This window comes from Brevundimonas sp., assembly GCF_041648055.1.
Taxonomy (GTDB): Bacteria; Pseudomonadota; Alphaproteobacteria; order Caulobacterales; family Caulobacteraceae; genus Brevundimonas.
This window is the reverse complement of the sequence record NZ_JBAZPS010000009.1, coordinates 1-15,261: the sequence shown is the minus strand read 5'-3', so window position 1 is coordinate 15,261 and position 15,261 is coordinate 1. Positions and strand designations below refer to the sequence as shown.

The 15,261-nt window shown below is 65.5% G+C and carries 12 protein-coding genes; 1 reads left to right on the top strand and 11 read right to left on the bottom strand.

The window, feature by feature from the left end; all coding sequences use genetic code 11:
• Positions 1 to 33: 33 nt before the first annotated feature.
• Positions 34 to 2,142 carry an ATP-dependent endonuclease gene (locus WC585_RS13965; protein WP_373258532.1) on the bottom strand — a complete coding sequence of 703 codons (2,109 nt, stop codon included), beginning with the start codon at positions 2,140 to 2,142 and terminating at the stop codon, positions 34 to 36.
• A gap of 378 nt (positions 2,143 to 2,520) precedes the next feature.
• Here WC585_RS13965 and WC585_RS13960 point away from each other — a divergent pair, with 378 nt between their 5' ends.
• Entirely contained in the window at positions 2,521 to 6,441 is a 3,921-nt protein-coding gene (locus WC585_RS13960) for an NACHT domain-containing NTPase (protein ID WP_373258531.1), read from the top strand.
• Between the two features lie 218 nt (positions 6,442 to 6,659).
• Here WC585_RS13960 and WC585_RS13955 read toward each other — a convergent pair whose 3' ends face one another.
• The 10 genes from WC585_RS13955 to WC585_RS13910 all read right to left on the bottom strand — a co-directional run.
• Positions 6,660 to 7,106: a helix-turn-helix transcriptional regulator gene (locus tag WC585_RS13955; RefSeq protein ID WP_373258530.1), complete on the bottom strand. Its 447-nt coding sequence runs from the start codon at positions 7,104 to 7,106 to the stop codon at positions 6,660 to 6,662.
• Positions 7,099 to 7,359, bottom strand: coding sequence for a hypothetical protein (locus WC585_RS13950; RefSeq protein WP_373258529.1), 261 nt, complete (start codon positions 7,357 to 7,359; stop codon positions 7,099 to 7,101). Before WC585_RS13950 ends, WC585_RS13955 begins: the two co-directional genes overlap by 8 nt.
• Positions 7,356 to 7,952, bottom strand: a complete 597-nt coding sequence (locus WC585_RS13945) for a lytic transglycosylase domain-containing protein (protein WP_373258528.1) — start codon at positions 7,950 to 7,952, stop codon at positions 7,356 to 7,358. The genes WC585_RS13950 and WC585_RS13945 overlap by 4 nt, the downstream gene beginning before the upstream one ends.
• Positions 7,946 to 8,449, bottom strand: a complete 504-nt coding sequence (locus tag WC585_RS13940; protein ID WP_373258527.1) for a S26 family signal peptidase — start codon at positions 8,447 to 8,449, stop codon at positions 7,946 to 7,948. The genes WC585_RS13945 and WC585_RS13940 overlap by 7 nt, the downstream gene beginning before the upstream one ends.
• Complete coding sequence (locus tag WC585_RS13935) at positions 8,446 to 9,594, bottom strand: TrbI/VirB10 family protein (RefSeq protein ID WP_373258526.1); 1,149 nt, start codon at positions 9,592 to 9,594, stop codon at positions 8,446 to 8,448. The genes WC585_RS13940 and WC585_RS13935 overlap by 4 nt, the downstream gene beginning before the upstream one ends.
• Positions 9,591 to 10,586 carry a P-type conjugative transfer protein TrbG gene (gene trbG / locus WC585_RS13930; protein WP_373258525.1) on the bottom strand — a complete coding sequence of 332 codons (996 nt, stop codon included), beginning with the start codon at positions 10,584 to 10,586 and terminating at the stop codon, positions 9,591 to 9,593. Before trbG ends, WC585_RS13935 begins: the two co-directional genes overlap by 4 nt.
• Positions 10,565 to 11,248: a conjugal transfer protein TrbF gene (gene trbF / locus WC585_RS13925; RefSeq protein WP_373258524.1), complete on the bottom strand. Its 684-nt coding sequence runs from the start codon at positions 11,246 to 11,248 to the stop codon at positions 10,565 to 10,567. The genes trbG and trbF overlap by 22 nt, the downstream gene beginning before the upstream one ends.
• Entirely contained in the window at positions 11,249 to 12,691 is a 1,443-nt protein-coding gene (gene trbL, locus WC585_RS13920; RefSeq protein ID WP_373258523.1) for a P-type conjugative transfer protein TrbL, read from the bottom strand. It abuts the gene before it with no gap.
• 12 nt (positions 12,692 to 12,703) lie between these two features.
• On the bottom strand, positions 12,704 to 13,459 hold the full coding sequence (locus tag WC585_RS13915) for a conjugal transfer protein TrbJ (protein WP_373258522.1): 756 nt from the start codon (positions 13,457 to 13,459) through the stop codon (positions 12,704 to 12,706).
• Positions 13,410 to 15,261 (bottom strand): conjugal transfer protein TrbE (locus WC585_RS13910; protein ID WP_373258521.1); only part of this gene is annotated, 1,852 nt, incomplete at its 5' end. The genes WC585_RS13915 and WC585_RS13910, both read right to left, overlap by 50 nt.

Below are 15,261 nucleotides of genomic sequence, written 5' to 3'. Positions count from 1 at the left end.
TCGGCATAACATTCGACCCTCGACCTCCATCACCTATTGAGCGGCGCTTGGTGCGAATAGTTCGGCGAAAATCTCCGAAAGTTCACATGGGCGGCCGTCGACCAGCGGCTTGCTAACAAAGGCGACAGCTGCGGCATCCGGTAGGAGGGAAACAGCGCTTAGCGCCTTCTCAGGCTTCTGATTACCGGTTGCTCCCGCTGGGTAATATTCTTCGATCGCGCCCCGCGATAATACGCATATACCGGCTGCGCGAAGGCCATCGAGGAGAGGCGTCAACGCCGATCGAGCCTCATCATCATCTCGGCAGGCTTTCCCGCGGGCGATGTCCGGCTCCCAACTGAACAGCCGATCGATCGAACTCAAAGTGTCGGCACTTAATTGACCGGTTGCCTGAGCTCGTCGAAGTGCCTGCTTGGCTTGAGCCCAGCGCTCCTGCCAGCCAGCGCTACGGATTTTGTCTTTGATCTGCCGCGGTAGCGGCTCAGCGGCGACGCCAAGCGCAGCGATACGATCATCAATCTGCCGCACCGCTTCATCGCGAAGAACTGCGAGGGCGACGGGCGGAGCGAGGTGATCGTAGCCGTCAAATAGGGCGTCTAGATCGGCGAGGAGTTTCACCTCAATTCCGAACGCATCGAAGAAGTTTCGAAACTTCCGGAAGTTTCCTTTGCCTGACACTCGCACGAGAGCGATGCCTTGGGTGTCGAAACACCACTCAGGATTCAACAGCTTCGCGACGTGGCGGCAATATGAATCGTCTGACTCGCCCTCAAGCAAGACGACGCGCCGGCTGAAGAAGGCAGCATCAATATTTTCGAACCGCGCAAGGCGAAAAACCTCTGCATTGTTGGCTTCCAACGAGAGATTGATTGGGAAGAGCGTCCCCACCGGTTTGGGTGCGGCCACCTGCTTCGTCACGCGTACGAACGAGGCGGTAACGCCGGGAGCGAAGAACAATGGAGAGTGCGTGGTGACGACGACCTGGTTTTCCGTGCTGATTTTGGCCAACGTCGCGAAGAGAATGCGCTGAGATCGAGGGTGCAGATAGAGTTCAGGCTCCTCGAATAAAAATATTAGAGGACGCTGGGCGGGCCGATCGTCGTCATTTTCGTCGCCCCCCGCCGCCTCCTCACGATAAGCTACGTACGCTTGAAGCAGCGCAAACGTCAGTGACCGCTTTATCCCGTCACCCTTATTGTCGATAAGATCGCGCGATCCGTCATCGATCAGAATTTGCGCGCTATTTAGAATCGTGCGGAGCTCAGGTGGAGGAACGGTCAGCTCGAGTTTGATCGTCGGAAAGTTGTCCTGCAAAAAGCCTTCGACGCGGCGCTCCAGACTCTGAACGCGGGCATGCCGATGATCGCCCTCATCGGTGCGGTTCAGCATGCGATTAAGTTCGGCGAGTGATTGGGTCACCTGCTCCAGATCAGGACGCATTTCTTCCAGCAACAAGCCGAGGAGCCGGCCGAACGACGTCGTTTGTGTGGTCTTCAAGTCGTCATGTAAATTTTTGACGGCAGGGATGTAGATCGGCTCGGGCAGCAGGCTTGTGATCGACGCCCCTAAACCGGTTGGTAGGGCGGCCTCGACCATAGTGAATTGGTCGTGTGGAAGCTCGGCAATCTTGGCAGCGAGATGCGCCTTCGCTGCGCCGATGTTTGCGCCTCGATCCAGTCCATCGACGAACTCAGGATAGTCCTGGGCGATCGTCGCGAAGACATGCGGTGGGCGCTTGCTCGCCAAAGCCTCGGCAATCGATTCACTGCGAAACCGAGCTTCTACAGGTGCCCGACGCCGGACGAACGTCTCGCATTTTTGCCCGGTGGGGTACCGGACGACTATCGTCAGGGAGCCATCCGTCACCAGCTCAGAGATTTTAACGCGATGCTCTTCGGCCAGCCTCAGGAGATGAGCATCGCCCACGCCTGAAAAGGCCAGCGTGAAAACGACCGGGAGAGCGGGATCATAAAAAAGCGTCTCTGGAAGCTGCCCTTGCCGACTTAAAGCATGGACAATTGCCTGAAGAACTGAAGACTTTCCAGCATTGTTCTCGCCAACAAGACAACCAAAGCTCGAAGGCTCGAAGTCGACGCTTTGAAGCCCCTTGAAGTTTCGGATTTCAATTCTGTTAAGTTGCATCACGCCCTCCCCAGGGCCGTGCAGTATGCATCTATGCCGGGCGAACACCACCATAAGGTGCCCTGAGCGACGACGCGCGCTACTCCGCTGGGTCCACAGAAAGAGTTCGGCGCGCTATCCGCCGCGGTCGACCCTTTGCATACACGTCAATGCGGTTTCGGCATCAGGCGGGACTTCGACGACGGCAGCCGAGCGCCATGAGCGGTCTTTTGTCGGCCACTCGGAAGCAGACGTTCGAACGACATGAAGGCTGAAGTTCGCCTCTCGGCTCTAAGGAAGCGTTAGCCACCATACCCACACGCCCGCTAAGTCCCCCTTCATTGTGTGGGCGGCAACGCGTGGTACATCTTGCGGGACACGTATCGAACAGGACATGTGGTGGATTTCGACTTTTCTAGGTTCTCGCCTCGCTCGTTCGAGAAATTCGCCCAGGCGCTAACAGTTCGCGCGTTGGGACCGGGGATGGAGGTTTATGGCGATGGACCTGACGGGGGCCGAGAGGCCGTCTTCCAAGGCAGTGCCGACTTCCCGAGCGCCGCCGAGCCATGGCGCGGCTACACCGTCGTCCAAGTCAAATACAGACAGAATGCCGGCAACGCGGCGGAAGACGCGGAGTGGCTAGTCGGCGAACTGCGTGAAGAGCTGGACGCCTATCTTGACCCCACCAAGGAGCGTCGGTCACCTGAGCAATATCTGCTGGTGACTAACGCGCGCCTTTCGCCAGTTCCGAAGACCCGCCGCGGCAGCGGGGGCATCGCGAAGATCGAGGCCGTATTCGAGGAGTATCGGGATCAGATCGGCTTCAAGGACTTTAAGATCTGGCACTACGACGAGCTTTGCGTCCGCCTGGCCGACGCAGAGGAGATCCGTCGCGCCTATTCGGCATGGGTGACGCCGAGCGACGTGCTCTCTGATGTCCTGTCGAGCCTCAAACTGCGCGGAGCCGACTTCGGTGAGGTCATGCACCGTTACCTGCAGCGGGAGGTTCGCAGCCAGCGATCAACCCGTCTGCAGCAAGCCGGTCATGGCGGCGGAGATGTCGCGACACATCTGGAGGATGTGTTTGTCGACCTTCCTTTCGAGGAATCCCATCCCGATCCCGAGGCCCCACAAGGGGAGCTTCTCTTGGCGAGCCTGCTGAGACGATCGCGGCAGAAGTTGTCGCCGAGCGATATCTCATCTCGAGTGAGGCCGCGCCCGGACCGCTTGCTCCTCCTTGGGGGGCCAGGCCAAGGCAAGTCGACGATCTCGCAGCTGCTCGCGCAAATCCTTCGGGCCTCCTTGCTCGGCGCCGAGAAAAGGCGACCGATGTCGGCGGAAGCCGACGCGGCGGTTCGATCGGTCTTGGCTGGCACGGCGAATGGCGGGCTCGCGGACGAGGCACCGCGCAGGTTCCCGATCCGGATCGACCTCCCGGTTTACGCCGATGCGCTCTCCTCGCGACGTGCCGAGGGCGGCGCGCTGCCTTTGCTCACTTATATTCGCGATCAGATCGCGCTGGTAGCGACCGCACCGGAGTTGGATCTCTCGGACCTACGCGCTTGGCTAGGAGCCTTCCCGTTCGTGCTTCTGCTGGACGGCTTGGATGAGGTGCCGCCGAGCGCGAACCGGGGCGAAGTCATCGCGTCGTTGAACGACCTCTGGGATGAGCTGGCGAGCGTGAACGCCGACGTCCTCATGCTGGTGACGACAAGGCCCCAAGGCTACAACGATGACCTCGATCCGGCACTCTACGGCTCATTGGAGATGACGCCGCTCCAGCCCAACCACGCGATGGCCTACGCGCGACGCTTGGCGAATGGGAGGTTACTGGATCTGTCCCAGCGGGAGCGCGTCCTCGCTCGGATGGCGGAGGCGATCGAGACGCCGACGACCGCGCGGCTGCTGGTGAGCCCCCTTCAGGTGGCGATCATGCTCGCCCTGATCGATCAGAGAGGCGAGGCGCCCAGCGACCGTTGGACCCTGTTCGAGAAGTACTTCAGCGTCGTCCTTGAGCGAGAACAACAGAAGCCTGGGATAGCGGGTCGAACGGTTAAGACTTGGAGCCGGACCATCGGTGCGCTCCACCACAACATTGGCTTCGCGCTTCATCTGCAGGCGGAGAGAGGCGGCGGTTCGGACGCCCAGCTCACGCGCGGTCAGCTCGAAACCTTGGTCCGCGATCAGCTCCAGCACGACGGTTACGAGGGTGGGAAGCTCGATCGAGCTGCGGCGGAATTGCTAGAAACGACGACCGACCGTTTGGTGCTTCTAGTTCAGCGCGTGGACCAACGCTACTCCTTCGAGGTCCGCTCGCTGCAGGAATTCATGGCCGCCGCCTATCTGATGTCGGGCCGCGAGGTCGCGGTTCAGGAGCGTCTGCGGGAGATCGCCAACAAGAGCCATTGGCGGCATGTCTTCCAAATCGCGGCTAGCAAATGCTTCTCGTCAAACGACACGCTTCAGTACCGCGACACCATCCTCAGCATCTGCCGTGAGTTGAACACCTCCGGCGAAGTTGACATCGCGCTCCGTAGTGGGGCTCGGCTCGCCCTCGCCTTGATTGACGACGGCTTGGCCTATGACACCCCGCTTTGGCGTCGACGGCTACTCGTCGAGGCCATGGACCTCATCCAAGCCAGCTCTCCGAACGGCGCGACAGCGCTCGTCGACCTCCTCCGAGAAGAAGGCGAGTTCGTCGCGCCTCGTCTTCGCCCCCTCTTGATGGCTGCCCAGTACAGGACGCGCTTGAATGCATGGGCGCTACTGATCTCCCTGACGGCTCTCGAGACGGATTGGGCCATCGATCTCGCCGTCGACGCGTGGCCCTCCGATCCCGCTAGGAGGCTGGAGATACTGACCCTTGGCATCGCGCCCGCGATCGGCTCGCCGCTGCACTCCCTGTTCGAGGACGTCATCACGAGTACGCCGCTCGACACGCTGGCAGACGAACTGCAAACGCACGAGTTTACCAACGCGGACTCGGCAGCCGAGAACCTGTCGGTCTCTATTCCGGCCTTGGGGTTGCTCACGGGCCTCGACCGGAACGCCCGGCTGACGATCAAACTGCGGACAGATGATCGGGAAGGCCCTCTAACGTTCCAGGTAATGAGCGTGAGCGTGCCATCCACGGTAAGGAACCTCCATGAGTTCATGCCGGACACGGAGGCTTGGAAACCGGCGAAGCTTCTCGCCGACTTCCACGCTAATCCGAGCGCCGTCACGCTCGCCAATACTCTTCGCGAGGTCCACGCCGCTGGCTTCAAGAAGGCGTTCAGCCGACTGTCCATCTTCATGCCTTGGCCGTTGTTCGCCGCCATGCGTCAGGTGGACATTGGCATGCGTGAGTTGGTCGAACTCGCTGATCAGGCGGAGTCCGGCGATTTCGGCGATTTGACAGACTGGCAGGAGGCCGAGCGGCGCTGGACCGCCCAAGGCGTGACAGAGGATGATCTCCGTCATTTGGTGAACAAGGGCATCTCAGCCGGCATCGGCGTCATTGGAGCCCCGCATCCAAGCGGCGTATCCATGACGCACGGCTTCAAGCCGCCCCATACATGGCAACTCGTCCTCACCGAGCTGCTCGGCGATGGCGACGCGACGATGGCCCGCCTGTTCCGATGGCTTGTTGATTTCTCGGTGGAGACTTATCCGCCGGCCGAGCCGTTCGATGCACCATTGGCGCATCGCCTCGTGGGGCATGACGACGAGGGCTGGATCCGGCCCGGCCTAGTCGCGAAGTTCAGCGCCGCCGCGCAGTCGGACGCGACCACGCAAGAGTTGTTGGCCCGCAAAGCGATCCTGGGTCGGGTCTACATCATGACCGATAGGGGGTCGGGCGGTGTTCAGATCGATCGGGCATTGTTTGACAGCGTCAGCACGGTCCCCGGACTTCTGCCGTTCTTCTTGAACCTATGGGGCGCAGACTGTCGTGATCACGACGCACTGATGGCTGCAGCGCGAACTCACAGCACGCATGCTGACCCAAGGATCGCGGCGGCGGCGACGGCCCTGTGCATGATGGCGTCGAACGCAGAGATTGGAGACTTGGCGGTTCCCATGCGGGAACCGACGCCTCGCTTTGGCCTATACCATCTGATGAACGGCCTATCCTCGGATGTCTTCAGGCTGGACGCGGCGCTGGGGCTTGCGAACGCGTTGGTGACCGGTTTGGCGGAAGACCCCTCCGACGGTTACGAGCGCGCTTACTCTCAGCTGTCGCGTTTCGCCGACCAGAGGCGCAGCGACCTCGAACAAGACGCGTGCTTCAGCAAGCTCGAGCTCCGCGCGTCCCTTTGTCGCCTGCCCGCTGAGGTTTGAGGCTTAAGAAATCCCCGGCGACGCAGAGGGTGCCAAAAGCCGCCATCCCGACATGCAGCTGGAAGTCAGCGTGGACGACCGTCCCCTGACCCTAAGGCCGGTTCTGGTGTTGCGCGTAAGCGGAAGTCCTTGAGAGTCCACAGAGAGGCAGGCGCTGACGCACTACACTTCGGGTCTGGCATCGTTCGAAAGCGGACCTCCGGAAGGTCAGCAACGAGTCAGAAGCCGAAATCAATCTGATCCGGCGAAACAGCCGTTGTCCGAGTGCGACGCCCCGCCGGGGTCTTTGGACTGGGCACCGCAGGTGAGCACACCTGGGCCTGGGGAACACTGGCCTTGGCCTGAGCCGCCTCCGATTTCTGCACAGATGGCCGGCTGGGCTTGGCCTGGATACACGGCGTCGGTCGTTCACCGTTCGCCAACCGGCGACGAGCCTTCCAGGCCGTGAGCTCACTCTCCCACCACCCAACCCGTTTGGCAGACACCGGCACCGGACTGGGAAAATCGCCCGTCTGCTGCATGCGCCAGGCCGTAGTCCGGCTGATGCCCGTTATGTCCCTGACGCTTCGCCAGGGCAGCAGCCGGTCCTCGCGGTCATCAATTTTATCGGCCTTGCCAGCACCATACCGCGGTCCTCCATTCGTCGTCTCTCCCAGCTCAGCCATGGCGGCGCGCCCGCGCCGCGGGCGATGCGCCTGCCCGTACCTCACTGATCTGGCTCTTTGCCCAGACTTCCAGAAGGTCGAGCGGATAGTAGGGGCGCGACCGGATATGCAGACACGGCGGTCCGCTTGTTCCCGCCGACCACAGCCTGGCCAGCGTCGCCGGCTTCAGCCTGATGCCCAGACCGGCCAGATGGCTGGAGGCCTCGGCACGCGTCAGCAACTCGCCGGGGCTCATGTCCGGAAACCCCGTCACGATCCGCTCTCCAGCGGCCTGCATTGCACGGCGTTCGTCACGGACCGTCCTGCCGCCAGCGCCAGGTAACAATCCAGGACGGATCGAACATAGTCCTGCGTTTCGCGGATATCGGGCACCCTTCCAAGCCTCGCCACCCTGGCCGGGCCGGCGTTGAACGCCGCCAGCGCCAGCCTCAAATCCCCAAACCGGACAATCTGTTGGGCGAGATATCTCGCACCGCCTCTTACATTTTCTTCGGGGTCCCAGCGATCCCTCACGCCCAACTCGCGGGCCGTAGCCGGCATCAGCTGGGTCAGTCCCCCCGCGCCCGCCGGAGACAGCGCCCGTGGCCGATAGGCGCTCTCCGTCGCCACAAGGGCATGCAGCAACTTTGGATCGAGGCCATGCTCCGCAGCCGCTTGGTCAATGATCTCCTGATACGGTTGGGACAGAGCCTGCACGCGAACAGGCCCGTCCTCGACCGTCGCCTCTGCCGCTTCGGCAACGGGCGCGCCGAACAGGTCGCCACCCGCGCGCCGCCAATCCACCTCCTGGGCCGAAGCCGGTGCGTACACGCACAGTGCCAGTGCGATAATGCTCGCTCTCACCATGTCAAAACCTCCCGATAGACGCCGGTGATCTCGCTCCGCGACACCGGCCCGAAATAGCGGCTGTCGAAGCTTCCCGGCGTATCGCCCAGCAGGAAGACCTCATCCGCCCGTAACACCCGGCATTCCTGCCAGGCGGACAGCCTCACACCGCGACGATCCTGCGTTCGCGCCTTCACTCGCCAGCGCGGCCCCTCCAAGGTCCGGTTGCGCCCGCAGACCCGTTGCCCGCCTACTGCCGCGACCCGTTTCAGCAACAGGACATCGGCAGGCATCCCCAGGCTGCCCAGATAGGCCCGCGATCCCGCCGGTTTAGGAATGGCGACGACCGCCCCCAAGGCAATCGTCTTGCCTGGAACGCGCGCATAGACGCCCCTGGGCAGGCTCGGACTTTCGTTGACCAGGGCCACGGCCGGCAAGCTGTTGGCGGCCGTCGCCACACCGGCCAGCAGCGCAGCAGTCGCCAATGCCACCGTCGGCCATCTCAGGGACCGGCTCATGACTGGTAGCTCTCCAGGATCAGGTCGCGTGTGATCAGCACATTGATCGGAGCCCCGGCCCGCAGCCGGATCGAGGGGCGAACCTCCAGCTCCCGGTCGACCAGACGCCCGCCGATCCGCGAGCCCTCGATGGCCGCCGCATCCCCGACGTCGCCGAGCAGTGAGCCGGACCCGCTGCGATCGTCGTCCCGGGCGATCTGGCCGAGCGTCGTCACCGCGCCGGACGCCAGCACGGCCCCGAACATCTGCAGCAGGCGCCTGTCGACCTGGCCCCGGACCCCGACCGAGCCTTGTGCATCAACCCCGGCTTCCGACAGCTGAAGGCTCCGGCCATTCGGCAGGATCAGACGCTCCCAGGTCACGAAAGCCCGCCGTTCGCCATAGACCCCGTCACCACCTGACACCCCGATCAGGCGTGTGCCCTGGGGCAGGAGCAGATGCCGACCGGTGACGGTGTCGAAGACGTTCTGGGTGACCATGGCCACGACCGGCCCCTGCCGGCTGGTATCCACCGCCGTCAGCAGTGCCGCCGGGACAATGGCCCCGGCCTTGAGCTCGAAGGGCGACACCGGCCCGACCAGGACGTGCGGATTGTAGACAGCGTCCCCACGACCAACCTCTTGTGTGACCGGGGCGACGGGCACCGCCCTTGGCGGAGCGGCCGCTCCGGGCGTGTCCCTGAAGAACAGGCCGGAGTGTCGCGCCAGATCGCCGGGCCGCGGCACCGTTGCCCGGGTCTCATAGGACCGTGGTGCCGCCGGACGATAGGTCGGCTGTGGCTCAACTGGCCGGAGGTCGTCTCCTGCCTCTACCGGCTGAGCCTCTTCGGGCATCCCTCTAGGCGGCGGCAGCTTGTCGTAGCTGGCCGGTTGGTCCGTCACCGTCTCTGCCGGGCGTACGGTTCCGCGTCCGCCGTCATCGGCCCGGTCCTCGGCCATCTTCTCACGGGCCCCGGCCCTTATTTCCGGCTGGACCACGAAGGCCCAGGCGAGAGAGCCTGAGAGCAGCACGGCTCCCCCGATCACGACCGCCTTCACCACGCCGCCCCGCAAGCGCACGGCTGCAGGCCGCGCTGCCCGGCTCATGAGGGGTGGCGGTGCCTTCGACGTTACAGCTGCCGCAGCCTCGGTTTCGACCTCCGTCATGATACCCCTCCCTGCCGGACGATCCGCACGACCTGGGGCCGCCGGTCCCCAAGCCGCAGCTCGGCCCGGTCGAACAGCCGGTCGATCACGAATAGACCCCCGGCCTGCCTGTAATTGACCATCTGCGCCTGGCCGTCGGGGGCGATGATGAACAGAACCGGAGCCTCGTCCGTCTGCAGCTCGGGCGGAAAGGTGATGAAGGTTCGCAAGCCGTCGTTGAACACCGAGGTGGGGGTCCAGCGCGGCTTGCGCCGCCCGGCCACGATCCGATAGCGGGCATCCAGCTCGCCCTCCGGCAGTGCCACGACGGGGCTGGCCACGGGCTCGGAAGGCGCGTTGTTGCCCACAACCGGAGACAGGATTTCGTCGTCCCAGGCCACAGCTGCATTGTAGGCGTCCGCCGCACCACTTCTCAGATCAATGAGATAGACCCGTCTGTTCGTCGTCAGCACGAGGTTGGTCTCGAGCCCGCGCTCCAGCGGCTTGAGCAGGACATGGGTCCGCAGCGACGCCCCCTCCCCTGATACGGCCTCCCCGATCTGCCAGCGGACCGTGTCGCCCGCCGCCTTTGCGACAAGGACCTCGCCGGCCCCCAGGCTCAGGGTGGTGACCCGCAGCGGCGCAGCCCAGACTTCGAACACCCGGCCCGGTGACCAGGCGAACATCTGCACCCCGCCCACGAAGCCGTCCTCGCGCGAAGGGGCGCGCGCCGCCGAATTGGCCGCCGCGATGGCCCGTCGGCCGCTCAGTCCGGGCGGCGCGGATCTCGCGACCGGTAACGGGACAGCTGCAGCGGGCGGCTCCAGGGCGGCTTCGATCGAGAGGTAGGGGACCTCCGTCGGCGAGGGTTCGACCGGTGGCGGCTCGGCAATCTCGAGCACGACCGCACCGGCGGCTTCGGCGACCGACGGAGGTGCGATCTCACCCCGGTTGGTCGAACAGGCCGCGAGCGTCGCACTCGCCGCCAGGATCAGGATGCGTCGGGTGTCCATGAGATGTCCTCGATCTTCAGTCCAAGGGGGTTCTTCATCAGCTCCGCCTCGTTGCGGGGCGGCTGACGGGTGGTGGTGATGAGGGCCCGCCAGCGCTCGCTCCCGGCCTGCTGGCCGTTGACGAAGCGGGTTTCGCGCCACTGCAGGTCGTAGGTCCGGTCCGAGCGCCGCACGACGTTCAGCACCTCGACATTGACCGCCTCGCGCCCGACCTCGGCGAAGGGGTCATGTGCCTGGGCCCAGCTATTGAGAAAGCTCGCGGCCCTGGGGCTCGTCAGGTCATAGGCCCGCAGCCAGTTCTGCCGCAGCACGATCGGATCGATGGACTTGGACCTTACGTCCCGGATCCAGCCGGCCAGGGCATGGCCCACCTGCGCCTGGGTCGGTTCCCATCGCCCGTCCAGCGCCGTGATCCTCTGGGTCTCGCCCCAGTCGGAGACCTCCACCACGAAGGGTTTGACCACGGCACGTTCGGCCTGGACCCACCAGCCGGCTCCGAGAAAGCCGGCGAGAAGCAGGTTGGCGAGCGCCATGCGTCGCCAGTTGCGGGCGTGGGCCAGCGACAGCCCCATGCGATCGTCCCAGACCTGGCCCGCCCTCTGGTAGGGCGTCGCCTCGGGTGCCGATGACAGGACCCTGCGGGGCTTGAAGAAGGGATGCATTCAGGTCTCCTCTGTCCTGAGGCTGGGGTTCAGCACGCCGCTCGTTTCCGAGGACGGCAGCAGGCCGCGTCCGGCATTGGCGACGAAGAAGGCGCGCAGGGCGGACGACTGGCCGGCCCCCCGGGTGGTCGTTTCTCCCGGCCTGGCCGCCGCCTTGTGAAAGTCCTGGCAGGCCGTTTCCTTCTCGGCCGCAACGGTGGCGGCAGGAGGGGTGCTGGCGGTCGTTCGGCTGCCTTTCGCCGGTGATCCAGTGCTCGCGCCAGCGGTGGCCGGCTGTGGCGGCTTGCCAGGGGACACCGCCGGTTTTGACGCGCCTGACGAACCGGATGCCGCTTTCCCGCTCTTGGCTCTGTCGGCAACGGCCCGACCGGCCCCGCGCGGCGTCCGGTTGTCGTTGGACGGCATCGGTGCCGTGGACACGGCACCACGACTTCCAGCCGTCGGCGGAGTTGTCTTCGGTGGCGTCGGCGTCGGCGTCGGCTTCGGCCCGGTCGTCGGCGGACGTCCCGCCCCGGCCCCCGCCGCGGCGCGTGCCGGACCGGCCCCTTTCGCCCCGGCTACGGCGACCGCCGCCAGTCCGGCACCGGCGGCCACCGTCGCCCCGCCGACAGCGAGGGCTCCGGTCACGGCCGCGCCTGCGCCGAGGGCGGGCCCGCCCGTCACCAGGGCCGAGGCGAGGTTCGGAATGAATATCGCCAGCATGGCCAGCAGGAGGGCCGCGACCAGTATGCTCAGCGCCTCGTAGATGTCGGGATTGGCCGATGGCTGCAGCTGGTCGAAGATCGTCCGCGCGCCCGAGACCACGATCGCCAGGGCCAGGACCTTCAGCCCGGAGGAGACGACATAGCCGAGCGGCCGCTCCGCCAGGAAGGCGGACTTGCTCCAGATCCCGAAGGGCAGGAGCACGAAACCACCCAGGGTGACGATCTTGAACTCCAGCAGGGCGACGATGATCTGCAGGGCCAGGACGGCGAAGGCCAGCATGATGCCGATCATGGCCAGGCCCAGGATGAGGGCGTCGGTGATGTTGCCGACCACATCCAGCGGATCGTCGACCGGGGCAGGCGTCTCGCCCAGCGCCTTCACGATCTCCCAGCCCTGGGCCAGCACCGCGCCGGGGTTGAGGAATTCCTCGCGGACCAAGGAGCCGCCGCCCGCTGTCAGTCCCAGCTCGATGAAGCCGGCGTAGATCGTCTCGGACAGCCTCTGCCAGTCGTTGATCAGCCAGGCGAAGACGCCGATCAGAAGGATCTTCATGAAGCCGGACGCCAGGACCTCACGGTTGGACGACAAGGCCCACTGGATGCCGGTCAGCGCGACCACGAGCGCGATCATCAGGCCGAACACGCCATTCACCGATCCCTGCAGGGCATCGAAGCCCGCAGAGACGGTGTTGGAGAACACCACCATCAACTCGTTCGGGGTTTCGACGCCGACGGTCATCCTGGATCTTCCTCAGTCCGCCGCGTGGGAGAAGGGGTCGAAGCGCGGGGCCGACGGTGCCGTGGCGGTCGCAGGCCCGTTCCAGCGCTGCCGACGCGCGGCCTGACCTGAGGCTTCCTGCGCGGCTTCGCGTGCGGCCGCATCGGCCACCAGCCGCGACTGCGCCAGGGTGATGGTGCGCAGCGCCGCCAGGTCCTCGGCCAGGACGGCCAGCAACTGGTTGGTCGACTGGATCGCGGCGGTCTGGCCCGTGGCCGACTGGCTGGCGGCTAGCGCGCCGGACAGCCGCCGGTCCCTGCCCTGCCCCAGGCGTTCCAGCTCGGCGGCGGCGCGCGCCACATCCTCGGCCGTGCGCCGGGCATGGACGGTCCGGGCCTGGCCCTGCTCGATCAGGTCCAGCAGGTCCGCCCCGGAGACGTCCTCCGGATAGAGACTGCGGAACTGCTGCTCCAGACCACTGACCGTCGAGGCCGCGCCGCGCGCCGTGCGCGCCAGCTCGGCCATGTCCCGCAGCGACCGGCTGTTTTCGGTCAGATGGCTGTAGGGCGAGGCCGCCAAGCTGCGCGCCTCGTTGGCAAGGCTCTCCAGCTGGCGCGCCGCCTGAAGCGCATTCTCCAGATGGTTCCTTGGGTCGAACACCACCTGCTGCGCCGGCGCGACGCTCGGTGCCCCGACCAGTCCCAGCCCCAGAAGGGCTGCCGCGATCGCGCGGAGGGGCCTATTCGGCAGCGATGGCCGGCGCGAAGCTATCGAAGACGGAATCAACATTCTGCACTCCCTTGGCTTTGAGGAATTCACGGGCGAAGCCGTCCAGCGGCGTCGTTTCGAGGACTGTGTCGATGAGGGTCTGGTCCTGCGGCGAGCCGGAGCCGCAGAGGGCCAGGGCCACGCCGGTCAGGCGCAGGTCGATCAGCCGGCGTCCGCGCGGCTGGCACCAATAGTAGGCGCGCTTGGGCGTGGCGAAGGCGATCAGCTCCAGCTGTCTCGCATTGAGCCCGAAGCGGCGATAGAGCTCCGCTGACCCCGGCTCCATGGCCCGTGTATTGGGCAGGAAGACCTGGGTCGGACAGCTCTCGATCAGACTGGCCGCGATCGTCGACGAGACGACGTCGTCCAGGCTCTGGGTGGCGAACACCACAGCTACCCGCTTCTTGCGCAGCGTCTTGAGCCATTCGCGGATGCGCGCCGCGAATCCGGTTTCTCCCAGGAAGAGCCAGGCCTCGTCGAGGATCAGCAGGGTCGGCCGTCCGTCGAAGGTCTGCTCCAGTTCATGGAACAGGGCCGAGAGCACCGGGGCCACGGCGGAGGGCGTGGCCATCAGGTTCTCGAGCTCGAAGGTATCGAAGCGTGACGGCTCGAGCCTCTCAGCCTGTCCGTCCAGCAAGGCCCCGTGCGGCCCCTTGAGCGTCAGCGGCTCCAATGCAGCCGCCACCGCCTTGTGCTGCACCAGGGCGCAGAACAGCGTCAGGGTCCTTTGCTCGACCGGGGCCTGGGCCAGGCCCGACAGGGCCGCCCAGACTTCTTCCCGCACCCGTGGCACGAGCTCCAGACCCGCCAGTCTCACCGCCTCGCAGATCCATTCGGCCGCCCAGGCCCGCTCCGGCTCGCGGTCGATCCGCGCCAGAGGCTGGAGCGAGAACCGCGCACCCGGCTCGAGCGCGCGCCAGCACCCGCCGACCGCCAGGGTTGCGGCCCGGGCCGACCGCCCCTTGTCGAAGAAGACCACCCGGGCGTCCGGATATCGAAACCATTGCAGGGCCAGGAAGGACAGCAGCGCGCTCTTGCCCGACCCGGTCGGGCCCACGACCATGGTATGGCCGACGTCGCCGACGTGCAGCGCCATCCGGAACGGCGTCGACCCCGTGGTCCGCGCCGTGGCCAGGGGCGGCCCGTCCAGGCAGGCGTCTCCCGAGGGTCCGGCCCAGACGGCGGATACCGGCAGCAGGTCCGCCAGGTTCAGCGTCGAGACCAAAGGCCTGCGAACGTCGGCATAGCCCTCGCCCGGGAGCGATCCGAGCCAGGCCTCGACGGCGTTGAGGTCCTCGACCCGCGCCACCAGTCCCTGCGCATTGAGCGCACCTTCAATGGCCCGGGCCTTGGCCGCCGCGCCCTCCTCGGTCTCGTCGAGGACGCTGACGGTCATGGTCAGATAGCCGTAAGCGCAGGCCTCGGCACCCAGCGCCTCCAGCGCCCCGTCGCATTCCTCCGTCTTGGAGACTGCGTCGGTGTCGATGAGAGGGACCTCTTCCCTGGTGATGGCTTCCCGCAGCAGGGCACCCATCCCCTTGCGCTTGGCGAACCAGCGCTTGCGCAGCTTCACGATCTCCGTCTCGGCCTCGACCTTGTCGAGACCCAGCCAGCGCGCTGTCCATCGGTATTCGAACGGAAGGGTGCCCAGCGCATCCAGCAGGCCCGGCCGGGTCGCCGACGGCAGGCCGCGCACCGCCACCACCTTGAGCCATTGACCGCCGAGGCGCGGGGCAACCCCGCCGATCAGATCGTCGTCGGCCAGCCAGGCGTCGAGGAACATCGGCGTTTCCGGCGTCCGCACCGCATAGGCACGACTCGAA